The sequence below is a fragment of the Micromonospora sp. NPDC018662 genome, from assembly GCF_044391475.1.
Classification (GTDB): domain Bacteria; phylum Actinomycetota; class Actinomycetes; order Mycobacteriales; family Micromonosporaceae; genus Micromonospora.
The window spans coordinates 952,548-976,903 of record NZ_JBISAC010000002.1 but is presented as its reverse complement, the minus strand read 5'-3'; the positions used below and the strand labels follow the sequence as shown (position 1 = coordinate 976,903).

20 protein-coding genes, 2 tRNA genes, 1 other RNA gene and 1 pseudogene are annotated in these 24,356 nt (G+C 72.9%); 13 read left to right on the top strand and 11 right to left on the bottom strand.

Translation table 11 applies throughout. From position 1 onward, the window contains the following. Nucleotides 1–48: 48 nt before the first annotated feature. Nucleotides 49–1,719: a DUF885 domain-containing protein gene (locus ACH495_RS10020; protein ID WP_396857309.1), complete on the bottom strand. Its 1,671-nt coding sequence runs from the start codon at nucleotides 1,717–1,719 to the stop codon at nucleotides 49–51. Nucleotides 1,720–1,863: 144 nt separating this feature from the next. Here ACH495_RS10020 and ACH495_RS10015 point away from each other — a divergent pair. Then, nucleotides 1,864–2,963 (top strand): annotated as a pseudogene (locus tag ACH495_RS10015) (DMT family transporter); the annotation flags it as partial. On the opposite strand, the gene ACH495_RS10010 reads toward ACH495_RS10015, so the two are convergent. Both ACH495_RS10010 and ACH495_RS10005 read right to left on the bottom strand, forming a co-directional pair. Then, nucleotides 2,846–3,916 (bottom strand): PHP domain-containing protein, encoded by a 1,071-nt coding sequence (locus tag ACH495_RS10010; protein ID WP_396857308.1) that lies wholly within the window; start codon nucleotides 3,914–3,916, stop codon nucleotides 2,846–2,848. The pseudogene ACH495_RS10015 and the gene ACH495_RS10010 overlap by 118 nt on opposite strands. A 57-nt stretch (nucleotides 3,917–3,973) precedes the next feature. Continuing rightward, nucleotides 3,974–4,612 (bottom strand): M23 family metallopeptidase, encoded by a 639-nt coding sequence (locus ACH495_RS10005; RefSeq protein WP_396857354.1) that lies wholly within the window; start codon nucleotides 4,610–4,612, stop codon nucleotides 3,974–3,976. A gap of 332 nt (nucleotides 4,613–4,944) precedes the next feature. Here ACH495_RS10005 and ACH495_RS10000 point away from each other — a divergent pair, with 332 nt between their 5' ends. The 4 genes from ACH495_RS10000 (at nucleotide 4,945) to ACH495_RS09985 (ending at nucleotide 6,660) form a co-directional block, all read left to right on the top strand. After that, complete coding sequence (locus ACH495_RS10000) at nucleotides 4,945–5,241, top strand: hypothetical protein (protein WP_396857353.1); 297 nt, start codon at nucleotides 4,945–4,947, stop codon at nucleotides 5,239–5,241. Nucleotides 5,242–5,313: 72 nt separating this feature from the next. After that, nucleotides 5,314–5,484: a hypothetical protein gene (locus ACH495_RS09995; RefSeq protein WP_175441502.1), complete on the top strand. Its 171-nt coding sequence runs from the start codon at nucleotides 5,314–5,316 to the stop codon at nucleotides 5,482–5,484. 122 nt (nucleotides 5,485–5,606) lie between these two features. After that, complete coding sequence (locus tag ACH495_RS09990) at nucleotides 5,607–6,131, top strand: tRNA adenosine deaminase-associated protein (protein ID WP_396857307.1); 525 nt, start codon at nucleotides 5,607–5,609, stop codon at nucleotides 6,129–6,131. Between the two features lie 37 nt (nucleotides 6,132–6,168). Beyond that, nucleotides 6,169–6,660: a nucleoside deaminase gene (locus ACH495_RS09985; RefSeq protein WP_396857352.1), complete on the top strand. Its 492-nt coding sequence runs from the start codon at nucleotides 6,169–6,171 to the stop codon at nucleotides 6,658–6,660. Between the two features lie 189 nt (nucleotides 6,661–6,849). Here ACH495_RS09985 and deoD read toward each other — a convergent pair whose 3' ends face one another. After that, complete coding sequence (gene deoD, locus ACH495_RS09980) at nucleotides 6,850–7,557, bottom strand: purine-nucleoside phosphorylase (RefSeq protein ID WP_396857306.1); 708 nt, start codon at nucleotides 7,555–7,557, stop codon at nucleotides 6,850–6,852. 75 nt (nucleotides 7,558–7,632) lie between these two features. On the opposite strand from deoD, the gene ACH495_RS09975 reads away from it, so the two are divergent. Beyond that, nucleotides 7,633–7,719, top strand: a tRNA-Ser gene (locus tag ACH495_RS09975). 68 nt (nucleotides 7,720–7,787) lie between these two features. Here the strand turns inward: ACH495_RS09975 and ACH495_RS09970 are convergent. From ACH495_RS09970 to ACH495_RS09960, 3 genes are all read right to left on the bottom strand, one after another. Continuing rightward, on the bottom strand, nucleotides 7,788–10,265 hold the full coding sequence (locus tag ACH495_RS09970) for a hypothetical protein (RefSeq protein ID WP_396857305.1): 2,478 nt from the start codon (nucleotides 10,263–10,265) through the stop codon (nucleotides 7,788–7,790). 117 nt (nucleotides 10,266–10,382) lie between these two features. Continuing rightward, entirely contained in the window at nucleotides 10,383–10,877 is a 495-nt protein-coding gene (locus ACH495_RS09965; protein WP_396857304.1) for a hypothetical protein, read from the bottom strand. Nucleotides 10,878–10,909: 32 nt separating this feature from the next. Next, a complete protein-coding gene (locus ACH495_RS09960; RefSeq protein ID WP_396857303.1) occupies nucleotides 10,910–11,524 on the bottom strand; it encodes a hypothetical protein in 615 nt (204 codons plus the stop codon). 163 nt (nucleotides 11,525–11,687) lie between these two features. Between ACH495_RS09960 and ACH495_RS09955 the strand changes: the two genes are divergently transcribed. Genes ACH495_RS09955 through ACH495_RS09940 form a run of 4 tightly spaced genes read left to right on the top strand, consistent with a single transcriptional unit; the run spans nucleotide 11,688 to nucleotide 15,182 of the window. After that, complete coding sequence (locus ACH495_RS09955; protein ID WP_396857302.1) at nucleotides 11,688–12,413, top strand: ABC transporter ATP-binding protein; 726 nt, start codon at nucleotides 11,688–11,690, stop codon at nucleotides 12,411–12,413. After that, nucleotides 12,410–13,180, top strand: coding sequence for an ABC transporter permease subunit (locus ACH495_RS09950; protein WP_396857301.1), 771 nt, complete (start codon nucleotides 12,410–12,412; stop codon nucleotides 13,178–13,180). The genes ACH495_RS09955 and ACH495_RS09950 overlap by 4 nt, the downstream gene beginning before the upstream one ends. A 17-nt stretch (nucleotides 13,181–13,197) precedes the next feature. Then, nucleotides 13,198–14,523 carry a sensor histidine kinase gene (locus tag ACH495_RS09945; protein WP_396857300.1) on the top strand — a complete coding sequence of 442 codons (1,326 nt, stop codon included), beginning with the start codon at nucleotides 13,198–13,200 and terminating at the stop codon, nucleotides 14,521–14,523. A gap of 14 nt (nucleotides 14,524–14,537) precedes the next feature. Beyond that, nucleotides 14,538–15,182 carry a LuxR C-terminal-related transcriptional regulator gene (locus tag ACH495_RS09940; protein WP_396857299.1) on the top strand — a complete coding sequence of 215 codons (645 nt, stop codon included), beginning with the start codon at nucleotides 14,538–14,540 and terminating at the stop codon, nucleotides 15,180–15,182. Between the two features lie 2 nt (nucleotides 15,183–15,184). Here ACH495_RS09940 and ACH495_RS09935 read toward each other — a convergent pair whose 3' ends face one another. The 4 genes from ACH495_RS09935 to ACH495_RS09920 form a co-directional block, all read right to left on the bottom strand. Next, nucleotides 15,185–15,694 (bottom strand): NUDIX domain-containing protein, encoded by a 510-nt coding sequence (locus ACH495_RS09935; RefSeq protein ID WP_396857298.1) that lies wholly within the window; start codon nucleotides 15,692–15,694, stop codon nucleotides 15,185–15,187. A 21-nt stretch (nucleotides 15,695–15,715) separates the two neighbouring features. Next, nucleotides 15,716–16,858: a DNA-binding protein gene (locus ACH495_RS09930; protein WP_396857297.1), complete on the bottom strand. Its 1,143-nt coding sequence runs from the start codon at nucleotides 16,856–16,858 to the stop codon at nucleotides 15,716–15,718. Nucleotides 16,859–17,172: 314 nt separating this feature from the next. After that, nucleotides 17,173–18,948, bottom strand: a complete 1,776-nt coding sequence (locus ACH495_RS09925; RefSeq protein ID WP_396857296.1) for a glycosyl hydrolase — start codon at nucleotides 18,946–18,948, stop codon at nucleotides 17,173–17,175. Between the two features lie 476 nt (nucleotides 18,949–19,424). Then, nucleotides 19,425–19,509, bottom strand: a tRNA-Ser gene (locus ACH495_RS09920). Nucleotides 19,510–19,590: 81 nt separating this feature from the next. Between ACH495_RS09920 and ffs the strand changes: the two genes are divergently transcribed. From ffs to ACH495_RS09905, 3 genes are all read left to right on the top strand, one after another. Beyond that, an RNA gene (ffs, locus tag ACH495_RS09915) (signal recognition particle sRNA small type) lies at nucleotides 19,591–19,680 on the top strand. A 107-nt stretch (nucleotides 19,681–19,787) separates the two neighbouring features. Continuing rightward, nucleotides 19,788–22,706, top strand: a complete 2,919-nt coding sequence (locus ACH495_RS09910; protein ID WP_396857295.1) for a DNA polymerase III subunit gamma and tau — start codon at nucleotides 19,788–19,790, stop codon at nucleotides 22,704–22,706. 262 nt (nucleotides 22,707–22,968) lie between these two features. Then, a complete protein-coding gene (locus ACH495_RS09905; protein WP_396857294.1) occupies nucleotides 22,969–24,198 on the top strand; it encodes a hypothetical protein in 1,230 nt (409 codons plus the stop codon). The last annotated feature ends 158 nt before the right edge of the window (nucleotides 24,199–24,356 follow it).

Sequence of the window (24,356 nt, the reverse complement as noted above, 5' to 3'; positions counted from 1 at the left end):
AAACGGCCGGGCGTCGGAGGTCCCTCCGACGCCCGGCCACCGTCGTCCTCAGAGTCTTCCCAGCGCCCGGCGTAGCGGGTCGAGCCCCAGCGCGCCCAGGTCGAGCGCCTGGCGGTGGAACTCCTTCAGGTCGAAGTCGGCGCCCTTGCGGGCCTTCGCCTCATCGCGCGCCTGCAACCAGATCCGCTCGCCCACCTTGTAGGAGGGCGCCTGCCCCGGCCAGCCGAGGTAGCGGTTCAGCTCGAAGCGCAGCGTCTCGTCCGGCACCCGGCAGTGCGCCCGCATGAACTCCCAACCCAGCTCCGGCGTCCAGCGTTCGCCCGGGTGGAAGCCGAACGGATTGTCCACCGGGATCGCCAGCTCGAGGTGCATGCCGATGTCGACGATCACGCGGGCCGCCCGCAGCGCCTGCCCGTCGAGCATGCCGAGGCGGTCGCCCGGATCCTCCAGGTAGCCCAGCTCGTCCATCAGCCGCTCCGAGTAGAGCGCCCAGCCCTCGCCGTGCCCGGAGACCCAGCACAGCAGCCGCTGCCAGCGGTTGAGCAGGTCGGCCCGGACGGCGGTCTGCGCGACCTGAAGGTGGTGGCCGGGCACGCCCTCGTGGTAGACGGTGGTCACCTCACGCCAGGTGGAGAACTCGGTGATGCCCTGCGGCACCGCCCACCACATCCGCCCCGGCCGGGAGAAGTCCTCGCTCGGCCCGGTGTAGTAGATGGCGCCGTCGCTGGTCGGCGCGAGACAGCACTCGATCCGGCGGACCTGCTCCGGGATGTCGAAGTGGGTGCCGTCCAGCTCGCTGATGGCCCGGTCGGCGAGCGCCTGCATCCAGTCGCGGAACGCCTCCTTGCCCCGGACCGTCCGTGCCGGGTCGGCGTCGAGCGCGCGTACCGCGTCGTCGACCGTGGCGCCGGGGCCGACGATCCGCGCGGCCACCGCCCGCATCTCGCCCTCCAGGCGGGCCAGCTCCGCGAAACCCCAGGCGTACGTCTCGTCCAGGTCGACCTTCGCGCCGAGGAAGTACTGCGAGGCCAGTTCGTAGCGCTCCCGGCCGGCGGCCTGCTTCTGCCGACCGACGGGCGCCAGTTCGGTGCGGAGGAAGTGCCCGAACTCGGCAGTGGCCGCAGTCGCGGCGGAAGCGCCCTTGCGCAGCTCGGCACCGAGCGTGCCGTCCGCGTCGAGGCGCTCGGCCAGGCCGTGGAAGAAGTTGTCGCCGTTCGGGTCGGCCCAGATGTCGCACTGCTTGGCCACCTCGACGAGCTGCACCTGCGAGCTGACCCGGCCGGCCGCGGCCGCCTCCCGCAGCGTGCGCTTGTAGCCCTCCAGCGCGGACGCGAAGCGGTTGAGTCGGGTGGCGACGTTGGCCTTCGCCTCCTCGCCGTCGGTCGGCATCAGGTCGAAGACCATCCGGAGCTCGTGCAGCCCGCTCGTGATCACGCTGACCTCGCTGGTGGTCTCGCCGCTGTCGTACCGGGCGAGTTCCAGGCCGAGGCGCTCCTGCATCGCCTCCTGCGCGGTCCGCTCCGCCTCGGTCCCCGCCTCGGTCACGTCGAGCTGGCCGAGCGTGCGTCGGGCCAGCTCGGCGCGGGCCGCGTAGCCGTCGGGGGAGAGGTCGTCGAGCTGGTCGTCGTAGCCGGCGATGCCGACGTAGGTGGCGCCGGTCGGGCTCAGCGGAGCCCACTCCGCCACGTACCGGTTGGCGAGGTCATCGATTCGTCCCACGGGGCGACCCTACGTGACCGGAGCACCCCGCTGTCGAGCCCGTTTGCCGTGTTCAGGGTTGGGGATCGGGCGGTTGCTGTGGCGGTCGACACGACGACCGAAATCCGCGCGACTTCGGCGTGCCCGAGGAGCAGAGTGTCAGGGGTGAACGCGCATATCACTCCTGACCGGGCGCCGCTGCGGAGCTGGCTGCCCGGGTTCGTCGCACTGGCCGCGATCTGGGGTTCCAGCTTCCTCTTCATCAAGGTGGGGGTGAGCGAGCTGCACCCGGTGCACCTCACCCTCTACCGGGTGGCCACCGGCGCGGCCACGCTGCTGGTGGTGCTGGCCGCGCTGCGCGACCGGCTGCCCCGCGAGCCCCGGATCTGGGCCCACCTGCTGGTGGTGGCCGCGTTCGGCGTCGTGCTGCCGTTCACCCTGTTCGGCTACGGCGAGCAGCGGGTCGAGTCCATGCTCGCCGGCATCTGGAACGCCACCACGCCGCTCATCGTGCTGCCGCTGGCGGTGCTGGTGTTCCGCACCGAACGGCTGACCGCGCGGCGGGCGATCGGGCTGGCGCTGGGCTTCGTCGGCGTGCTGGTGGTGCTGGGCGTCTGGGCGGGCGTGGGTGGTGCGCACTTCACCGGCCAGCTCATGTGCCTCGGGGCGGCGGCCTGCTACGGGCTGGCGATCCCTTACCAGAAGAAGTTCATCGCGGGCCGCGCGTACTCGGGACTGTCGTTGTCGGCGGCGCAACTGCTCGTGGCGACCGCGCAGCTCGCGCTGGTCGCGCCGCTGGTGGCCGGTGCGCCACCGCTGCCGACCGGCCTGTCCCCCCGGGTGGTGGCCAGCGTGCTCGCGCTCGGCGCGCTCGGCACCGGGCTCGCCTTCGTGATCAACCTGCGCAACATCCGGTTGGCGGGCGCCAGCACCGCGTCCACCGTGACGTACCTGATCCCGGTCTTCGCGGTGCTGGTCGGCGCCGTGGTGCTCGGCGAGCGGATGAACTGGCACCAGCCGGTGGGCGCGCTGATCGTGCTGGTCGGGGTGGCCGTGGCGCAGGGCCTGTTCGGCCGGCGTGGACGCCGGCCGGAGCCGGTGGCCGCGGCCACCCGCACGGTCGAGCCGGCCGCCCGGGGCTGACCGCTCAGCCCCGGCCCGCCGTCCACCTCACCAGACGGTCGGCGGTCCACGTGTTGACCACCCGGTCGGCCGGTACGCCGCAGCGCGCCGCCCGCTCACAGCCGAAGCGCTGCCAGTCGAGCTGGCCGGGCGCGTGTGCGTCGGTGTCGATCGCGAACCGGCAGCCCGCCTCCAACGCGCGGCGGATCAGCCGCTTCGGCGGGTCCTGCCGCTCCGGTCGGGAGTTGATCTCGACGGCCACGTCGTGCTCCGCGCAGGCGGCGAAGACCGCGTCCGCGTCGAACTCGCTCTCCTTGCGGGTACGCGCCCGGTGCCCCTTGTCGCCCGGCCCGGTCACGCCGGCCGGCCGGGACGACACCATCCGGCCGGTGCAGTGCCCGAGGATGTCCAGGTGCGGGTTCGCGACCGCGGTCAGCATCCGGCGGGTCATCTTCGCCCGGTCGTCGTTCAGGCCGCTGTGCACCGAGCCGACCACCACGTCCAGCCGGGCGAGCAACTCGTCGGTCTGGTCGAGCGAGCCGTCGGCGAGGATGTCGACCTCGATGCCGGTGAGGATGCGGAAACCCTTCGGCAGCGCCGCGTTCACGGCGGCCACGTGGTCGAGCTGCCGGCGCAGCCGGTCCGCGGTGAGACCACGGGCCACCTTGAGGCGGGGCGAGTGGTCGGTGAGCACCAGGTATTCGTGGCCCAGCTCGACCGCGGCCAGCGCCATCTCCTCGATCGGTGAGCCGCCGTCCGACCAGTCGGAGTGGGTGTGGCAGTCGCCGCGCAACGCGTCCCGCAGCTTCGCCGCCTCGTCGTCCAAGTCGGTGCCCTCGGTGGCCAGCAGCCGACGCAGATAGACCGGCTCCTCGCCGGCCAGCGACTCGGCCACGCAGCGGGCGGTGACGTCGCCGACGCCGGCCAACTCGGTCAGCTTGCCGGTGCGGGCCCGCTCGGCCACCTCGCCGGCCGGTAGCGCGCCCAGCGCCGTGGCCGCCGACCGGAACGCCCGGACCCGGTAGGTGGCCTCGTTGGCCCGTTCCAGCAGGAACGCGATCCGGCGCAGGTCGGCGAGGGGATCCCGGGCAGTCATGCAGTGGAACCTACGCGCTAAGGCCGTCCGCCGTGCGCCGCCGGACCGCGCGTCGGGTCAGCCGCCCGCCGCGGACCGACCCGGCGACGCCGGGCAGCCGTGTTTGCGCTGCCAGGCGGTGACCTCGGCGACCGGGGACCGGTTGCCGCCCTGGCGCCAGGAGTTCAGGTAGGGCGCCGGCCAGACCACCCCCCGGCGGATCCACCAGTCGTCGTGGCCGGAGCACTTCGGGGAGAGGCCGAAGTGCAGGTGACACACGTTGTTGGCGTTGCCGGTGCGGCCCACCTTGCCGAGCTGCTGCCCGGCGCGGACGCGGACGCCGGCGTCGACGCCGGAGGCGATCGCGCTCAGATGCGAGCCGTAGTAGCGCACCCCGTCGTCGCCGAGCAGCGAGACCGAGAGCCCGCCGTTGTTCGGCCCGAGCGGCCCGCGCTTGTCGAACCGGTCGACCCGGCTCACCTCCAGGACCACCCCGTCGGTGACCGCCACCACCGGCTCACCGCAGTCGGCGAACAGGTCGGTGCCCGGGTAGCCGCCGTGCGTCGGGTGGTAGTCGACGTTGCCGGCCCGGACCGGGAAGACACGCCGCGCCGCGGTGCGCGACGGTGTCGGGGCGACGCTGGCGGCCGGGGCGGAGGAGGCGGCCGGCGGGGCCGGGCTCGCCGTCGGCTCGGCCGGTTGGGCCGCCGTCACCATCGGGCTCGGATCCTGCCACGCGTCCGCGGGCGCCGCGGGTCGGTCGCACCCGGCGGCCAACGCCGCGACGAGCAACAGGACCGGGTACGCCGGGCGCGCGCGGCGTCCGATCGATGGCGAGCGCATCCGATCATCCTGGCAGACCACTACCGTGGGAACGAGCGCGCCGGCCCGGTCGCACCGGCCGGTGACGGTGGGTCACGTCGGCGGGGCGGGTCGGGAGGGGAGCAGCGGTGACGAACGGGTGGCACGGCGGAGCCGAGGGCGGCGGGCCGGGGGCGTTCCACCAGCCGCCGCGTACCCCGTCGGGGCTCTTTCCGTCCGGCGGGCCGATGCGGCCCAGCTACCGCGAGCCGTACCCGGTGACCGGTGCTGGCGTCGCGCTCGGCGCGGTGCTCACCTTCGCCTGGTTGCTGCTGTTCGGGCTGGTGGGCCACGACGTGCCCGGCTACGCCCGGTGGACGGTGCTCGCCGGCGGCATCGCCTGGGCGGTCGCCGCCGTGCTGACCCGCCACGGCGACCGGGGGGTGGCCACCGGGGTGGCGATCGTCACCTCGGGCGGCTGGAGCATCGCCGCGGCCATCGTCGCGGTGCGGTGGGCGCAGACCGGCGACTGGCCGCTCTGGTGACCTTGGGTGCCGCTTTCGCTGCGTAGCGAAGACCATCTTGACGTACGCGCGGTAACGGTTCACGCTCGCCGTATGGCCTGGACCACACCGCCGCGGCTCGACCCCGATCGGAGCCGCCGTCGCCTGCAACTCCTCGCCGAGTTGGCCGGTGCCCGTGCGGTACAGCAGCGCGAACGGCCGCAGCGGGCGCGCAGCGAACGCCTGCGCCAGCTCATCGCGACGCGCCGCCGCGTGGCCGGCTGAGGCGACTTTCTCCAGGAACGGCCGGCCCCTGTCGGGGCGTTGACCGGTCGCCCGCCGACCCGACCGGTTAACGTGCATCGCGTGACGTGTCGGCGTGCTGCCGAGGCCAATTTGGGGGGACCGTGTCGTACTTCGCTGCTGCCGTGGCGCGCATCGACGGCGGCTGGACCGCCGGCGAGGTGAGCCTGCGGGGCGTCACCGACATCGAGGAGGTGGCCGACCGGCTGCGCGACGTCGAGCCGGACGCCGACCTCTCCCTGCTGTTCGTCGAGGCGGACGACACCTACCTGGTCGTCCTGCGCCTCGACGAGGGGGAGGACCTGCGGGTCTTCGGCTCCGACTCGGCGTACGCGGAGGAGTCCCGGCTGGGCGCGCTGCTGGTCGGTGACCTGAAGACCTCGGTCACCGGGCTGGAGGACGTCGACGAGCCGCGACCGTCCGGCGGCGACGACGACACCGAGCAGCCGGCCGTGGACCCGGAGGCCGACCCGGTGGGCGACGCCGACCTTCTCGCCGACCTGGGCATCCCGGCGCCGAAGCTGCTCGCGCTCTGCGCACACGAGGGCAACATGCCGGCCGACGTGACGGCCGAGATCTGCCAGGTGCTCGGCTGCGTGGACGAGGTCGAGGAGCTGCGTGAGGTCTGAGCCCGACGGGTCGGTGCTGCCCGGCGCGAACGAGGCGATGGCCGACCCGGGCCCGGTGGGCCGCCGGCAGCGGCACGAGCTGTGGATGCGCCGGGCCCTCCAGGTCGCGGCGACCGGCCCGGACGGGCCGACGCCGGACGAGGGCGCCGACGACGTGCCGGTCGGCGCGGTGCTCTACGGACCCGACGGCGCCGAACTGGCGATCGGGCGCAACGAGCGGGAGTTGACCGGCGATCCGACCGCGCACGCCGAGGTGCTGGCGCTGCGCCGGGCCGCGCAGCGGCTGGGCCGGTGGCGGCTGGACGGCTGCACGCTGGTGGTGACGCTGGAGCCGTGCACCATGTGCGCCGGCGCGATCGCGCTGGCCCGGGTCTCGACAGTGGTGTTCGGGGCGTGGGAACCGAAGACGGGCGCGGTCGGCTCGCTCTGGGACGTGCTGCGCGACCGTCGGGTCACGCACCGCCCCGAGGTGTACGGCGGCGTTCTGGAGACGGAGAGCGCCGCGTTGCTGCGCGCGTTCTTCCGCTGAGCGCGTGTCCGCGCGGACTGGGGCGGCGTGTCGCGGCCGAAGCACGACCTGCTGTTCGGCGATATGACACAGCGTCATAATTATGCCGCTGTGTCATATCGCGTGAAGCGAGACCCGTCTTCTGGCGGGGGGACGGACGGCGACCGCCCCGGCACCATGCGGTCCCGGGGCGGCGCGGCGACGAAACGGTCAGGCGATGGCGGTGTCGAGGGCGATCTCGACCATCTGGGCGAAGGTCTGCTCACGCTCCTGCGAGGTGGTCTTCTCGCCGGTCTTGATGTGGTCGCTCACGGTCAGGATGGTCAGCGCGCGGGCCTTGAACCGGGCCGCGATCGTGTAGAGCGCCGCCGACTCCATCTCCACCGCCAGCACGCCGTAGTCGGCGAGCGTGTCGTACAGGTCCGGGCGGTCGGTGTAGAAGGCGTCCGCCGCCAGGATCGGCCCGACCCGCATGGTGATGCCGCGCCGCTCGGCCACCTCGACCGAGGTACGCAGCAGCCCGAAGTCGGCCACCGGGGCGTAGTCGATCAGCCCGTCGAAGCGCATCCGGTTCATGTTCGAGTCGGTGGACGAGCCGATGGCCGCCACCACGTCCCGCAGTTGCAGGTCCTCGGTCAGGGCCCCGCACGACCCGACCCGGATCAGCGTCTTCACGCCGTACTCGTTGATCAGTTCGTGGGCGTAGATGGAGGCGGACGGCATGCCCATGCCGGAGCCCTGGACGGAGACGTCGACGCCGTTCCACCGCCCGGTGAAGCCCAGCATGCCGCGCACCGTCGTGTAGCAGCGGGCCTCCTCGAGGTAGGTCTCCGCGATCCACTTGGCCCGCAGCGGGTCACCCGGCATCAGGACCCGCTCGGCGATCTCTCCCGGCTCAGCGCCGATGTGCGTACTCATGGCAAAGATCCTGCCAGGCCGGCGGACGGGATACCGGTTCGGCGTCGGTACCGGTGGTCCTGTACCCTCGTCGGCGGTGGCGTGTCCGAGTGGCCTAAGGAGCACGCCTCGAAAGCGTGTGAGGGTTTACGCCCTCCGCGGGTTCAAATCCCGCCGCCACCGCTCGTGAAATGCGAGAACGCCCGGTCGATCCGCGAGGATCGACCGGGCGTCTCCCGTTCCGTCGCCGATCAGCTCGCCGGCAGGCTGGCGTCCCGGTGGGTGAGCTGATAGGTGGCGGCGACCGCGTCGGCCTCCAGGATCACCGTGACCGGGCCGGCCGGTAGCGTGCAGGAGATCGTTCGCTCGACGGCGTAGCCGGTCGGCCCGCAGTAGCGCCGGCCGGCCGAGTCGAACACGGACAGGCGGGCGTCACCGGTGCCGCTGGTCCGCTTCCAGGTGATCGATTCCGTGGCCCCGCGCGCGTCGGCCGGGATCGAGAGGCAGACCCCGAAGCGGTCCGCGCCCGTGGTCACCGTGGCCCCCGTCGCACCCGCCGGCAGCGCCGGGCAGGCGGGCGGGCCGTCGGTGCGGGCAAAGGCGAGGGAGTACGGCCCGTCCGCGTCGCCGTTGCCCGAGTTGAGTACGGCGCGGAACGGTGCCTGGCCGGTCAGCTCGCAGTGGTACTGCCGCAACGAGTACTCGTCGCACACCGAGGCCCCGGTGGCGTCGACCACCGTCATCTCGGGCCAGCCGGCTCCGGTGGCGTCGCCCGGGAACAGCCCGGTGAGAAGGGCGCCGGCGGGGCTGCTCAGCTGGAGGCAGTCGAACTGGGCCGGTGTGCTCAGGCGTCCCCGCACCGGTGCGTCCTGCCAACCGGTGTCGGACACCGGCCGGCAGTCCGACGGCATCCACGGCAGCACCGCGAGGTGGTACCGCAGGCTGTCGTCGATCACCGCGTCGGGTGCGCCGCCGCTGAGCACCAGGATGTACCGCCCGGCGGCGGGAATCTCGCACCGCACGTCCGTGCAGACCTTGTGCCCGGCGTCGTCGTAGACGGTCGCGTACTGCCGGTAGTTGTCCTCGCCGACCGCCTTGACCCGGAAGGTGCCCTCGGGCAGGTCCAGGACGCGGCAGCGGATGCCGCCGAGCGCGCCTGCTGGCGCGGCGTTGTACGCGCCGAGCGTGACCGTCGGGCAGCCGGTCGCGTCGCCGAGGAGGCGGATCTGTAGCCGGTAGGTCAGGTCGGTGTCCTCCGGCTCCCACCGGGAGAGGTAGGAGACGACGCGGAAGGTGCCGGTCGACGGCAGGACGCAGCCGTCCTCCTCCGACCACTCGGTGCACAGCACGGCCCCCTGCTCGTCGACGAGCCAGGAGTAGAGGTCGTTGTAGCGGTCCGGGGCCCGGTAGACCATGACCCGCTCGCCGGCCTCGCCGTGGAACGGCTGGCAGTTGGTCTGCACGGCCGAGGTCTGGTGCACCGTCAGGGTCGGCTGGTCCCAGGCGAGTCCGGTCGGGTCGGCGCAGCCCACGCCCTGGTCGAGCCGCGCCACCGCCACCCGGTAGGTGACCGGCTCCCAGTTCCAGTTCCGCATCAGCAGGGTGTAGGAGCCGACGGTCGGCGCCGCGCAGGAACGCCAGGAGTCGTACTCCGAGCACACCACCTGGCCCGCGTCGTCGTACACCTGCCAGTTGAGGTACTGGTTCGCGTACTGCTCGATCCGGACGAGCAGCGGGCCGGGCGTGGTGACCCGCAGCTTCTGGCAGCCAACCCCCTCGCTCGGCGGTACGGTGCCGGTGCCGACCGCCGAGCCCGGGTCACCGAAGGTGGTCAGGGGCAGGGCGGGGCAGCCGACCGACCGCGAGATCCGCGGCATCTTGAGGGTGTAGGCGGCCTTGGTGCCGTAGGTCTCCTCCAGGAAGAGCCGGTACGGCCCCGGCGAGCCGAGCGTGCACTCGGTGGCGTAGCGCACGGAGCAGATCGGCTGGAACTGCCCGTCCAGGATGTTGCCCTGGATGTCCTCGGCGCCGCCCGGGTCGGCCAGGTGCAGCACCGTGCCGGTGGGCTGCGTGAACGTGAAGCAGCGAGCGGCCAGGCCGGCGGGCAGCGTGCCGCTGCGTCCGGCCGACGCGAAGGAGAAGAAGCTCTCGGAGAGCGTCGCACAGGTGGACGGCGCCCGCATCGACTCCGCCGACAGCGAGTAGGCGCCCTTGCCGGTGCCGTAGGTGAGCGTCACCGTGATCCGGTAGGTGCCTGCCGCGCCGAGCCGGCAGTCGTTCAGGTATGGGCCGGCGTAGCAGGCGTTGCTGCCGTCGGGACCGGTGACCTGTGCGCCGACACCGTCCCCCGAGACCTGCCGGAGCCGGACGAGCAGGGTGTCCTGGTCGACCGTCGAGGTGACCGTCCAGGTGTGTTGCGCGGCGCCGGTGATCGACGCGCAGTTCATGACCTTGCCCAGCGGAAGCTGCCCACCGCAGGTGGCGGCCGTGCTGGCGACCGCCGCAGGCTTTGCCGGGGCCGGCGTCGCGGTGGGAGCCGGAGTGGTGGTCGGTGCCGCCGACGGCACGGTCGCCGGACGCGGTTGCTCGGCCGTCGTCGTCGGTCGCGGCGAGGGATCGGTCGTCGGGGCGGCGGCGGCGGCGGGCCCGGCCAGCAGGCCCGCCGCGGTGGCGCTCAGGGCGGTGACGGCCGCCCACCTCGCCAGCAGTCTCCACCATGGAACGGACATGGTTGTACGCACGGTGTACTCCCCCGTTAGAGCTGCGCGATCTGCGCGAGCGAGGAGATGATTCCACGGTGGTCGATGTCGGACAATCAGCTTGTCGGACCGCGCGTGACCGGCTGGTCAGCAGGGGCCGTAGCCCTCGGCGAAGAGGCGGCGGGCCCAGTCCGCGTACCCGGCGATGATCTTTCGGACGGTGACGCCGTCGTGCAGGAACAGGTACGCGCGGTCGCCGTCGCGGGCGAGTAGCCCGGCGAAGCGGTGGCTGCCGGGCGGCGCCGGCAGCGCGGCGGCGTCGGGGTACGCGGCGCGGACCTCGCCGACCGGCGTGCCGGCGCCGATCCCCTCCGGTGTGGTCATCGGGTCGTCGAGCCAGAGCAGGATGAGCCGGTCGTCGATGAAGATCGGGCTGACCGAGCCGTGCCCGGTCAGCGTGACACCGCACGCCTCCTCGTCGGTGCGCAGCAGGCCGCGGCGGGTCAGGTCCTCCTCGGTGGCGCCGAACTCCGCGTTGCGCAGGCCGCTCAGGCTGACCACCTCGGCGGTGCCGACCGGTCGGGCCGGCACGTCCGGCCCCTGTGGATGGACGCCGCTCCCGGCGACGGAAGCGGCAGTCATCAGCGCGGCGATAAAGCCGAATTGTCGTAATTTCATGCAATCCCCCAGTCCCCAACGGGACCGGGGCGAAGAGGTTGCTGGTGCGGGCCGGATTGGCGCAGTTCCCACTCCTCGGCCAGCTCGTCCCAGTAGTCGGCGGACAGCCCGCGCCGGCCGTGCGCCAGCCAGCCGGCCGTGTCGCGCTCCAGGTGCAGGCCCAGCTCGGCGAACGGGTCGATCCACGCGCCCGGCTCGGCGCCGAGCCGCGCCAGCGCCGTGTTGATCGGCCACTCCGTGCGCGGCCGGTCCAGCGCGCCGTCGAAGCGCGGGCCCCAGCTCACGTCGCCGTCCAGCCACACCACCGCCGCCTGGTGGCCGAGCCCGCCGGCGAACTCCGCCTCCAGGTACGCCACCGGCCCGCGCCTCGACCAGCGGGCCAGCAGCTCCGCCAGGGGCGGCGAGAGGACGAGCCGGAACGGGCGTACCGCGCAGGGCTCCTCGGCGGCGAAATCCGGCGGCTCGCCGGTCAGCTCCGCCACGAGCTGCGGGGTGACCGGCAGCAGCGCGAAATCCTGCCGGAGCGCGGCCAGCACCGCGTGGTCCAGGTCGGCGGTCTGCTCGCGCAGCAGCTCGACGTCGGCGACCACGGCGCTGAGCTGGTAACTCATCCGGTCCTCTCGGCGTCCACAGGCTGTGGATGGAACATGTGTACGACGATGGTCCTGCTGTCGCCCTGGAACGGTAGCCCGCCGCCGGGGGTGGAAAACCCCCGGACCAGGTCGGATGGTTTCCGGCTTACCGCTCCCGAGCGCGGTGCATAGCGTCGATCCCGTGATCGAACTACGTGAGTTGACCAAACGCTATGGGAAGCGGACCGCCGTGGACAGGCTCACCGTCCGGGTGCAGCCGGGCGCGGTGACCGGCTTCCTCGGCCCGAACGGATCCGGGAAGTCCACGACGATGCGGATGATCCTCGGCCTGGACGCCCCGGACCACGGCGAGGCGCTTGTCGACGGCGTCCGGTACGCGGACCTGACCTGGCCGTTGCGGACCGTCGGCGCGCTGCTCGACGCCGGCGCGTTCCACCCCGGCCGCAGCGGCCGCGCGCACCTGGCCGCGCTGGCTGCGAGCAACGACATCTCCGGGTCCCGGGTCGAGCGGGTGCTCCGCGTGGTCGGACTGTCCGACGTGGCGGACCGGCGTGCCGGCACCTACTCGCTGGGCATGCGCCAGCGACTCGGGATCGCGGTCGCGCTGCTCGGCGATCCGGGCGTCCTCCTGCTCGACGAGCCGGTCAACGGCCTGGACCCGGAGGGCATCCGCTGGATCCGGGACCTGCTGCGCCGGCTCGCCGCCGAAGGCCGGACCGTGTTCGTGTCCAGCCACCTGATCGCCGAGATGGCGCTGACCGCGGACCGGCTGGTGGTCATCGGCCGGGGCCGCCTGCTGGCCGAGACCACCGTCGCCGAACTCGCGGCCGGCGGCGACAACCTGGAGGACACGTTCTTCCGGCTCACCTCACGGGTCACCGACTACCACGGAACGGATGTGTCATGAGCGGCTACGGATTCCGGCACGCGGCCCGGATGGAACGGATCAAACTGACCAGCGTCCGGTCGACGTGGTGGCTGGCGACGGCGGCGGTGCTCTCGATGGCGGCGGCCGGCGTCGGGGTGGGACTCGGCTACCGCGGGCACACGCCGGTGGCCACCACCGCCCAGATCCTGAACAACAGCCTGAGCGGTGCCATCCTGGCCCAACTCCTGCTCGGCGCGCTCGGCATCCTCGCGGTGACCGGCGAGTACGGCACCGGGATGATCCGTTCGACGTTCGCCGCCGTCCCCCGCCGCCGGACCGTCCTGGCCGCGAAGGTCGTCGTCGGCGGTGGCGCGGCGCTCGTCGTCGGCCTGCTCGCCAGCTTCGCCGGCTACCTGGGCGGGCAACTCGCGATCCGCGGCACCGCCATCCCGGCCGCCTCCCTGGGCGACCCGGCGATCCTGCGCGCGGTGCTGCTCACCGGCGGCTACCTGGCCGCGACCGCGCTGATCGGCGTGGGCGTCGGGACTGTCGTACGGCACTCCGGCGCCGCGATCGGCACGCTGTTCGCGCTGGTGTTCGTCCCGTCGTTCGCGGTCGGCCTGTTCGGTGCCGACGGCATCGCGGTCGGCCGCTTCGTCCCGCTGCTGATGCTGCTCAACTCCGTCGCGGTGACCACGCCGACACCCGGGCTGTTCGCCGGCTGGCTCAGCGTGCTGGTGATGTGCGGGTACGCGGCGGTGGCGATCCTCTGCGGCGGCCTGCTGCTGCGCCGTCGCGACGCGTGACCGGCGACACTGGACCGATGACCGCGCTGCGCGCACCGTTCACCACGCTGGCTCTGCGCCGGGCGGTGTTCTGCCTCGTCGGCGTGGTCAGCGCGGTCGGGATCCTGGCCGTCCCGGCGATCGTGCCGGCGCTGGCCGCCCTCGTCCTGCGCCTGACCGGTGCCGCGTCCCGGCAGCCCGCACCGGCCGTCGCGCCGGTGTTCCTGGTGCTGTTCCCGCTCACCGTCGGGCTGCTGGTCGTGCTGGCCGCCCCGATCGGGCGCGCGACGGGAGCAGCGCATCGCCGGCTCGCGTACCGGCTGCTCGGCGTGCGCGTGGCCGATCCGCCGCCCCGGCGCTCGACGCGGATCGGGGCGCTGGTCGCCGACGGGCCGGGCTGGCGCGCGGTCGGGTACGGCCTGCTCAAGGTGCCGCTGGCCATCCCGCAGGGCTACGGCGCGTTCTGCTACCTGGTCGGCCCGGCCAACCTGAGCTACCCGCTGTGGTGGCCGCTGTTCCGCAACCACCCGCCCGGCACCCGCCTCGGGCCGGTGTGGGCGCTCACGCCGTTCGGCCCCCTCGGCACGCGGACGTTCCCCGGCACGTTCCTCATCGCCGCCGCCGGCCTGGCCATGCTGCTGGTCGCGCCATGGCTGATGCGGGCCGGCACGGCGGCGGACGTGGCCGCGATGCGGTGGCTGCTCGGCCCGCGCCGGCTCGCCGAACGGGTACGCGAACTCCAGGTCAGCCGCGCCCGCGCGATCGACGACGCGGCCACCATGATGCGCCGGCTGGAACGCGACCTGCACGACGGCGCGCAGGTCCGGCTGGCCACGCTGGCGATGAACCTCGGCATGGCGACCGAGAAGCTCGGCGTGGACGGCCCGCCACCCGACCTCGGGCAGGCCCGTGAGCTGGTCGCGCTCGCCCACCAGGGCGCGAAGGACGCGCTCGCCGACCTGCGCGACCTGGTGCGTGGCATCCACCCGCCGGTGCTCGACAACGGGCTCGGTGACGCGTTGGCGACGCTCGCGACGAACAGCGCCGTCCCGGCCGCGGTGCACGTCGACCTGCCCGAGCGTCCGGCGCCCGCGATCGAGACCATCGCGTACTTCTGCGCCGCCGAACTGCTCGCGAACGCGGCCAAGCACAGCCGGGCGACCCGCGTCCGGCTCGGCGTCGTCCGTTTCGGCGGGCGTCTGACGCTGACCGTCACCGACGACGGCGTCGGCGGGGCGAACCCGGGCGGCCCCGGCCTGGCCGGCCTGGCCCGCCGCATCGCGGTGGTGGACGGCAGGATGCGCGTGCACAGCCCGGCGGGCGGCCCGACCCGGGTCACGATCGAGCTGCCCACACACGTGTGAACGGAGGCGACGACATGCGGGTGGTGATCGCGGAGGACGCCGCGATGATGCGCGAAGGGCTGGTCCGGCTGCTCACCGACCGGGGCTTCGAGGTGTGCGCGGCGGTGGCGGACGCGGACGCGTTGCGGTCCGCGGTCGCCGCCTCCGTACCGGACGTGGCGGTCGTCGACATCCGGATGCCACCGACGCACACCGACGAAGGACTGCGCGCCGCGATCCACCTCCGGCGCGACCATCCCGACGTCGGCGTGCTGGTGTTCTCGCAGTACGTGGAGACCCGCTACGCGACCCGGCTGCTCGCCGACCGGCCGAGCGGCGTCGGCTACCTGCTCAAGGACCGCGTCGCCGACGTCGCCGACTTCGTGGACGCGCTGACCCGGGTGGCGTCCGGCGGCACCGCGCTGGACCCGGAGGTCGTCGGCCACCTGATGCGGGCCGGGCAGGGGACGACCGGGGTGGCGTCGCTGACCCCACGGGAGCGGGACGTGCTCTCGCTGATGGCCGAGGGGCGATCCAACAGCGGGATCGCGGCGGCGCTGGTCATCACGCCCGGAGTGGTGGAGAAGCACGTGGCGAACATCTTCGCCAAGCTGGGCCTGCCGTCGTCGGACACCGACAACCGTCGCGTCCTGGCCGTGCTGCGCCACCTCCGCGGCTGACGTCAGGAGCCGCCGACGAGATACCTCGGGCGTCCGTCGGCGAGCGCGGCCACCGCATGACGCAACCGCTGCCAGATGTACGGGCGAAGCAGCGCCCGCGCGTCGTCGAGCGCGACGAAACGCGCCTCGGCCAGCTCGCCGTCCGTCGGCCGAAGGTGTTCCGTGGCCGGCAGCAGGCCGCCGTCGAAGACGAACATCAGGCTGTCGTCCCACGGGCCGTGCGGGGCCACCCAGTCCAGCACCAGCATCGACCCGACGCGAAGCTCCAGCCCGAGTTCTTCGCGGAGTTCCCGAACGGCAGTGACGTGCGGCGGTTCGTTGGCCTCGGCCATGCCGCCCGGTAGGTCCCAGTCCGGCTTGTAGCGGGGGTCGACGAGCAGGATCTCGCCACGTCCGTTGCGCAGGAGCACGTCCACCCCGACCCGCTTACGCGGTTGGCGCGCGTTGCCCTCGGCCAGGTGCGCGCGCCAGGCTGCCGGATCTCGCTCGTACAGGGGGCGCTCGTCGGCCATGACGCCCATTGTCGGCGGCTCTCATCCGGTCGGCAGCGGCAGTGCCATCCAACTCCGTTCCCGGAACGTGTCGCGAAGTCGGTCCAGAAGTTGCGGCACGTCGGGGAGGTGGACGGAATGCGACCGCAGCAGTAGTGCGAGATGCCGGAGCTGATCGAGGACGACGGTGGAACCGAGCCCGTGGGTGAGGTCGATGGTCTGATGGGTGACCAGGCACGCCTCCTCGATCCGGGCCTGCCCGTCCAGCGCCGTGACCAGCAGCGTCCGGGCAAGTGCCTGACTGCGTACCCGGGTGGTCGGCTCGTCGGTCACGATGTCGTCGAGCAGGCGTAGCGCGGCCGTCACATCACCGAGACGAAGGAAGCACCGGGCCGTCTCGATGTCGAGTGAGGTGCGGTCGAACGGACTCAACCATGCGCTTGGCGACGCTGCTGCCTGGCCGAGTGCGGCTTCGGCGAGGCGGAGAGACGAGTGGCACTCGGTGGCTCGGCCCGCTGCCGCGAGACCGCGCGCCTGTAGGGCGAACAGCCGCGCGCGGACCCGTGCGCCCGCTTCTTCGTCCGCGACTACGCCGAGCCCTTCGATGGCATGGGCGATGGCTGCCGCTGCGTTGCCGTCGTGGGATGCGAGATGGCTGAGACTGCCCTGAATCTGACCGACAAGGAGGTGGGCGCCGCTGTCGACGGCGAGCGCCAGCGCGTCACGGAAGTGCTGGCGGCCGGTGGCCGAGTCGCCGGAATCGTGTGCCATCCAGCCGGCCATCTCGTGCAGCGTTGCTGCCGCCAGGAGCGTCGGCCGAGGGATGGCTGAGGATTCCCCCGTCGGCTGTGAGAACGCGGTGATGTGCGCCAGCGCCGCGCGGTACAGGTTCCGTCCGCCGATCTGCCGATCCGCACATCGAAGTGCGCGGAGCAGGTGGGGACCGGCTTCTCCGGCGACGGGTGGCGGAGCGGCGTCCCGCCCGGGCTGGAGGCGAAACCACAGGATGTGCGCGGGAATCCCCAGGATCCGAGCCCAATGCGCGAGCCGGTCGAGGTGCACCATCGGCGGCCCGGTCTCGACGCGGCTGAGCTGCGCTTGGGTGACACTGAACCAACTGGCCACCGTGGCCTGAGGCAGCGGCTGCCGGCCGTGGTACGGATGGTGGCGGTAGGCGCGGATCACGCGGCCGAGGTGCCGTTCCGCCAAGGCTCGGCGAAGCGGTTCGTGCGACCAGAAGGCTGCCGGAACGTCGGGCGCTGCGACGATCCGATCCCGCTCCGCCCGTTGGCAGGGGGCGCAACGCCCGGAGTGGTTGCCCGCCGCCAGGCCGGCCCCACAGCGGGCGCAACCGGCTCGCCTCGACATCGCGGTCATCGGCTCATTCAACCCGCTGCGTCACTGCTCGGTATACAGAAGGCGCATAGGTGGCTGGCTCTGTGCGTACGCGAGAAGGGGGCCGGACCCTCGACGGGCCCGGCCCCCTGGCGATCAGGTCGTCACCACGCGGACATGTCGGGCAGTTGGTCGATGGAGATGGTGCGCGGGTTGGCCATCGCGGTGCGCCACAGCCCGGCCACGTCCTTGCCGCTGCCGTTCCAGTCCCGCGACGCCCAGACCACGAAGTACGGCCAGGCCGGGTCGGAGTTCGGGTTGAGCGGGCTGAACGTCTCCGCCACGCCGGTGGTCTTGGCGCCGCTGACCGCCTTGGTGGTGGCGAAGTCGCTGCTGCTCTGGAAGTAGTCCGAGGTGACCAGGTCGACGTAGCCGTCGCCCGGGTACCAGGACGCCAACGAGGTGCCCTGGCCGCTGGCCATGCCGTTGAACACCCAGACGATGTTGTGCGCGCCGGCGAGCTGCGCCCGCTGGTAGATCAGCCGCCAGAGCTGCTTGTAGGCGTCCTGGCCCTTCTTCGCCCACCACATGTAGTTGTTGTTCGCCTCGTGCAGCGGGCGGAACAGCACCGGCACGCCGGCGTCGCCCATCTTCTTCAGCTCGCGCACCACCAGGTCGATGTCCTTGTAGAGCTGGGACGACGGGTTGTTCAGGTCGGGCTGGAAGTCGCAGGGCGCGGAGTAGTTGCCGCCGCGCGGGCAGTACCAGTGCCACTGGAACGCCACGATGCCGTTGCGCGCCTTCGCCCAGTCGATGACCTGCTGGGTCTGGATGCTGCCCTTGGTGTACTCCATGAAGTCGAACGCCACGATCGCCGGGTAGCGGCCGGTCAGCTGCTGCACCTTGTCCGCGTCCGGCAGGTCGGTCTGGCCGCTGACGTAGGTGTGGGTGCGCAGGTAGCAGATCAGGTTACGGGCCTTCGAGTTCGCCTGCGGGTCGGCCGGGGCCTGGCCGCAGTCCGGGCCGGGCGGGGTGGGCGGCTTCACCGCGTACACCTCGAACTCGTAGAGCGAGTAGCCCCAGGCGGTGCCGCGCGCGGTGCCGGACATCCGCACGTACCGGCCGCTCGCGCCGGCCGGCGTCACGTCGTCGGTGCCGCCGTCGCCGGTCGTGGTGCTGAACACCGGCGTCCAGGTGGTGCCGTCGGTCGAGGTCTGGATCTGGTACGCCTTGCCGTACGCGGCCTCCCAGCGCAGCCGCACCGTGTTGATCGGGTACGTGGCGCCCAGGTCGACCTGGATCCACTGCGGGTCGGCGTAGAGGCTGGACCAACGGGTCCCGCCGTTGCCGTCGACCGCCTGGCCGGCGGCGTTCGGGCTCTCCGTCGACGACGCGGTGACCGGCCGGTTGAGCGCCAGGTTGCCGGTGGGGGTGGTGGTCGGGTTCGGGTCCACCGTCGGGCTCGGGCTCGGGCTGCCGGTCGGGCTCGGCGTCGGGCTGCCGGTCGGGCTCGGTGGCGTGGTGTCGCCGCAGGCCGCGCCGTTGAACGTGAACGCGGTCGGGGCCGGGTTCGAGCCGCTGTAGGTGACGTTGAAGCCGAAGCTCACCGTGCCACCGGCCGGGACGCTCGCGTTGTAGGAGACGTTCGTGGCGGTGGCGTTCGCGCCGGACTGCGTCTTCGTCGCGTTCCACATGTCGCCGATCACCTGGCTGCCGGGGAACGCCCAGCCCAGCGTCCAGCCGTTCACGGCGGCACCGGTGTTGGTGATGGTGACGGTGGTGCTGGCGCCGCCGCCCCAGTCGTTGGTGACCTGCCAGGTCACCGAGCAGGCGCCGGCGGCGGCCTGGGCGGGTGGTGTGGTGACGAACGCGGTGGCCAGCGCGGTGACGGCTGCCGCCGCCCCGGCCAGGCAGGCCCGCGTGCGGGTGCGTTGGATCATGAGAACTCCCGTACGGATGGTGGTTGCGGGGAGCCCTCGCCGCCCGGACGGGTCGGACCGTCGGTTGCCCTTCCGGCGTCCGACCCGGCGAAGATATCCACGATGGTCGGCTTAACCGGTTAACTTTGTCAATGCCTGAACCGCCGCTGATGTGCCCACCAACCCGATGAACCGGTCCAGAAATCGTTATCAACGGTCCCGCTGCCCGCCCTCGCCTGACCGCCAGGTGGCGATCAAGGAGTTCGCGTCCGGACTCGGTCTGCCTCCGGACGCGAACTCCTTGGTCAACAACGGTCTCCGCCGGATCCCGGGGGCTTTCCGTCAGTAGGGGCGGCCGCACGGCACGATCATGAGTTGGCGGCGGCAATTCGGACTGGAATCGCCGTCAACCTCATGATCGCCGGGGCGGGCCGGGTGGGGGCGGGCCGGAGACGACTCAGGGCCGGTCCCCGTGGGGCCGGCCCTGTCGTGACGCGCGGAGGATACGAGATTCGAACTCGTGAGGGTGTAAACCCAACACGCTTTCCAAGCGTGCGCCCTAGGCCTCTAGGCGAATCCTCCGCGAGCCAGGATACAGGTCCCGCGACGGCGGGCCACCCCACCCTCCCGGAAGATCCACACGGCTTCGGGTAGGCTTGGCGTCACCTCCCGTGCGGCGGTATCTCGTGAACCTCCCCAGGGCCGGAAGGCAGCAAGGATAAGCGAGCTCTGCCGGGTGCACGGGAGGCCTTTCTGTCTCCGGGTCCGGGTAACGTCGCCGCGGGTCGAGTCACGGGGTGGTGGGTGGTCACCCGGGGCCGACCGGCGCAGAATGGCTCGGTCGAGAGGAGGCGGGACGGGTGGCACTGGCCCTTTACCGCAAGTACCGGCCGCGGACGTTCGCCGAGATGATCGGCCAGGAACAGGTCACCGAGCCGCTGTCGCAGGCGCTGCGTAGCGGGCGGCTCAACCACGCCTACCTCTTCTCCGGTCCGCGGGGCTGCGGCAAGACCTCCAGCGCCCGGATCCTGGCCCGCTCCCTCAACTGCGAGCAGGGCCCCACCCCCGAGCCGTGCGGGCAGTGTGACTCGTGTCGCGGGCTGGCTCCCGACGGCGGCGGCTCGATCGACGTCATCGAGATCGACGCGGCCAGCCACGGTGGTGTCGACGACGCCCGGGAGCTGCGTGAGAAGGCGTTCTTCGCCCCGGCCCGCAGCCGCTTCAAGATCTACATCATCGACGAGGCGCACATGGTCTCGTCGGCCGGCTTCAACGCGCTGCTCAAGCTGGTCGAGGAGCCCCCGGAGTACGTCAAGTTCATCTTCGCCACCACCGAACCGGAGAAGGTCCTCGGCACGATCAAGTCGCGGACCCACCACTACCCGTTCCGGCTGTTCCCGCCGAAGGTGGTCCGTCCCTATCTCGAGCAGCTCTGCGAGGCGGAGGGCGTCAAGGTCGAGCCGGCGGTCTTCCCGCTGGTGGTGCGCGCCGGCGGGGGCAGCATGCGCGACAGCCTCTCCGTGCTCGACCAGCTCATCGCCGGCGCGGGCCCGGAGGGGGTCGGCTACGCCCGGGCCGCCGCGCTGCTCGGCGTCACCGACTCCGCGCTGATCGACGAGATGTGCGACGCGCTCGCCGCCGGTGACGGCGCCGCCGCGTACGCCACCGTCGACCGGGTCGCCGAGGCCGGGCACGACTCGCGCCGCTTCGCCTCCGACCTGCTGGAACGCCTCCGCGACCTGATCGTCCTGCAGCAGGTGCCTGATGCCGCCGCCAGGGGCCTCATCGACGGCCCGGCCGACCAGATCGAGCGGATGGCCGCCCAGGCGCAGCGCCTCGGCCCGGCCACGCTGTCGCGTTGCGCCGACATCGTGCACAACGGCCTGGTCGAGATGCGCGGCACCACCGCGCCCCGGCTGCTGCTGGAGCTGATCTGCGCGCGCATGCTCCTGCCCGGCGCGGACGACTCGTCCGGCGGCCTGCTCCAGCGCCTGGAGCGGATGGAACGCCGGCTCACGCTGGGCGGCGCCGAGCCGTCGCCGTCCGCGTCCACCACCCCCACCCCGGAGGTACGCCCAGCCGCTCCCGCCCCGGGCGCGGCTGCCGCCGCGGTCCACCCGTCCACCGCCGGCACGCCGGCGGCTGCCGACGCCCCGACCGGGCCGGCCGCCGCCCGTGCCGCCGCCCTGGCGGCCGCCTCCCGAGCGACCCCCGGTGTTCCGGGCGCGGGCACCGGCTCAGCCGGGCCGGCGGATCCGGGCGCGGTCGCCGACGCTTCGGGGCGGGACGCGGTCGCCGACGCCTCCGGGCCGGGTGCGGTCGCCGGGTCCTCCGCGTCGGTGGATCCGGGCGCGCGTAACGGTTCTCCCGCGCCGGCAGGCCCGGGCGCGCGCAACGGTTCTCCCGCGTCGGCGGGTCCGGGTGTCGGCTCGTCGCCGGCGGGCCTGGATGCCGGCTCCCACCGGCCGGTCGGTCCGGAGTCGGCGGCCTCGGTCCGTCGTCCGGTGCCACAGTCGGCGGTGATGCCCGATCCGTCCACGCCCGAGCCGCCCCGTCCAGGCGCGGCGAGCCCGGGCGCGCTGGACGCCGTCGCGGTGCGCCGGGCCTGGCCGGAGGTGGTCGGCAAGGTCAACCGGAGCAACAAGCGGATCGCCGCGTTGATGCGCGATGCCGTGGTGCGTGACCTGGACGGCGACACGCTGGTGCTGACCGTGAAGTCGACGGTGCTGGCGAAGATGATGGCGGACCACGCCGCGGTGCTCACCGACGCGCTCTACGAGGAGTTGGGCGGTCGCTGGCAGATCCGCTGCGAGGTGGCCGGTGAGCGGGGCGGCGTGTCGCTCGGCGGCCCGTCCCGTCCGACTCGCCCGGCAGCTCCGCCGCCGGAGACGCCCGTCCGCCAGCAGCCGGACGGTGTCGACCCGTCCCGCCATGCCGGGGCCGCTGGCCCGAACGGCACGAGTCGTGCCGGCGGCGCCCACGGCGGGCCGGGAAACGCGCGCGACGCGTCCGGCAGGCCGGGAAGCGGCGCAGCGGGCGGACCGGGCCTGTCGCGTGACCCGGCGGGCGCACCGGGGCCGGCGGGCGGACCGGGGTCGGCGGGCGGACCGGGGTCGGTCGGCGGACCGGGGCGGACAGGTGGCGCGGGCGGCCGGAGTGAAACGGTCCGGGCCGATCCCGGTGCTGGTGAGGCGGGACGCGATGGTGCTCCCGCCGCGGACGCGGTCGAGGACTGGCCCGAGCCGGCCCGCCCGGGTGGCGCCGCCGTCAGCGCGGACGAGTGGCCCGAGCCGGCGCGCCCGGGCGGTTCCGCGAGCGCGGACGAGCGGCCGGCATCGGCCCGACCGGCCGGTACGCCGCCTGGTGGCGCACCGGTGGCCCACGCGGTCCCGGCCGCACCGGAACCGGCCACGTCCTCGACGGCGCCGGCCGTGCCGAAGGGGCCGCCGGTGAGCAGTGCGATCGCGGCGGCCCGGGCGGCTGCGGCGGGACGTGGCCCGCGTACCGGGCCGGCGGCGGCCCGGAAGACGGCAGACGCCGAGTGGGCCGGCGAGCCGCCGTACGACCCGGACTTCGACGGCCCGGTGCGCGGCGGCGCGGGTCGTTCCGGCGGCGCGACGCCGGCGGCGGCGAACTTCGAGGGTTTCGACCCGGGTGACGAGCCGCTGGACGAGGTCATCGACGAGCGGACCGCGCGCGAGTCCAGTCAGGAGCAGGCGGTACGGCTGCTCCGTGAGGCGTTCGGCGCCGAGCAGATCGACGAGGTGGACGCCCGGTAGGGCTCCTCCCGGCTACCCGCATCCATCGGTCCGCGTCATCCGGACAAATAGACGTTTCTCCTGGTCAGGGCCTTGACGGCGCGGGCCAGAACAGGCAACCCTCGATGCAGTTTGGTGCTTTTCGAGAGGGTTGGTGGGGAAAGTGAGAACTGTTCCGGTGGGCGCGGCCCTCGTGGCGACCCTGACCCTGACGACGACGGTGGCAGCAGCCTCCGGAGCTGCCGCGGCACCGCAGCCCGATCCGACGACCATCCGGATCAGCGTGTCCGGTGACCAGGTCCAGGGGAACGCCCGCAGCGCCGCCAGCAGCAGCTCGAGCAGCGGACGCTACGTCTCGTTCGAGTCGGCCGCCACGAACCTGGTGCCGGGGGACACCAACGGCGTCATCGACGTCTTCGTCCGGGACCGCGAGCTGCACACCACGTCCCTGGTCAGCCTCTCCAGCGCCGGCGCCCAGGGCAACGGCGTGAGCTTCGGCGCGGCGACCAGCGGCACCGGCCGCTACGTCGCCTTCATCTCGGTCGCCTCCAACCTGGTGCCGGGGGACACCAACGGCGTCCGCGACATCTTCGTCCGGGACCGGCTGACGTCCACGACCAGCCTGGTGAGCGTCTCCACCACCGGCGCGCAGGGCAACGGCGAGAGCACCGTGCCGAGCATCAGCCACGACGGTCGCTTCGTCGCCTTCACCTCGTACGCGACCAATCTCGTGGCCGGCGACACCAACGGGGTGGCGGATCTCTTCGTCCGGGACCGGCTGCTCGGGACCACCACCCGCGTCAGTGTCTCCAGCGCGGGCGTCCAGGGCAACGGACCCAGCGGCTTCACCTCGTCGATGATCAGCGGCAACGGGCGGTACGCGATCTTCTACTCGGCGGCGTCCAACCTGGTGCCCGGCGACACCAACGGGGTCGCCGACATCTTCGTCCGCGACCTGCTGCTCGGCGTCACCTCCCGGGTCAGCGTCTCCTCGGCCGGCGTCCAGGGAAACGGCGACAGCAGCGGGCCGGCGATCAGCGTCGACGGCCGCTTCGCCGCCTTCAGCGCCCGGGCGTCCAACCTGGTCCCGGGCGACACCAACGGCGTCGAGGACGTCTTCGTCCGGGACCTGGTCACCGGCGTGACGCGTCGGGTCAGCGTCGCCGCCGGTGGCGCGCAGGCCAACGCGCCCAGCAACCAGCCCGCGCTCAGCGGCGACGGCCGGCGGGTCGCGTTCGTCTCGGTGGCCACCAACCTGGTGCCGGGCGACACCAACGGCGTCGAGGACGTCTTCCTGAGTGAGTGGCCCACCGGGACGACCACCCGACTGAGCGTCTCCGCCGAGGGCGCCCAGGCCAACGACCGGAGCAACGACCCCTCCATCGACTACCAGGGCCGGTTCGTTCCCTTCACCTCGTACGCGACGAATCTGGTGTACGGCGACACCAACGGTCAGCTCGACGTCTTCGCGGTCGACGCGGGTTGGTCCGGCGGCCGGACGCAGCCCTGGTGACCGTCCGGGCCGTGCGACCCGCCCGTCCCCACCCGGTGTCGGGTGCGACGGGCGGGCCGCCGCGCAGGGGTGGAGCCAGCCGCTCAGCGGATAGGCTGAGCGGCGGCCGAGCAGACGAGTGCGAGAAGGAGCGGTCCGTGCGCCCAGGTGGACAGCCG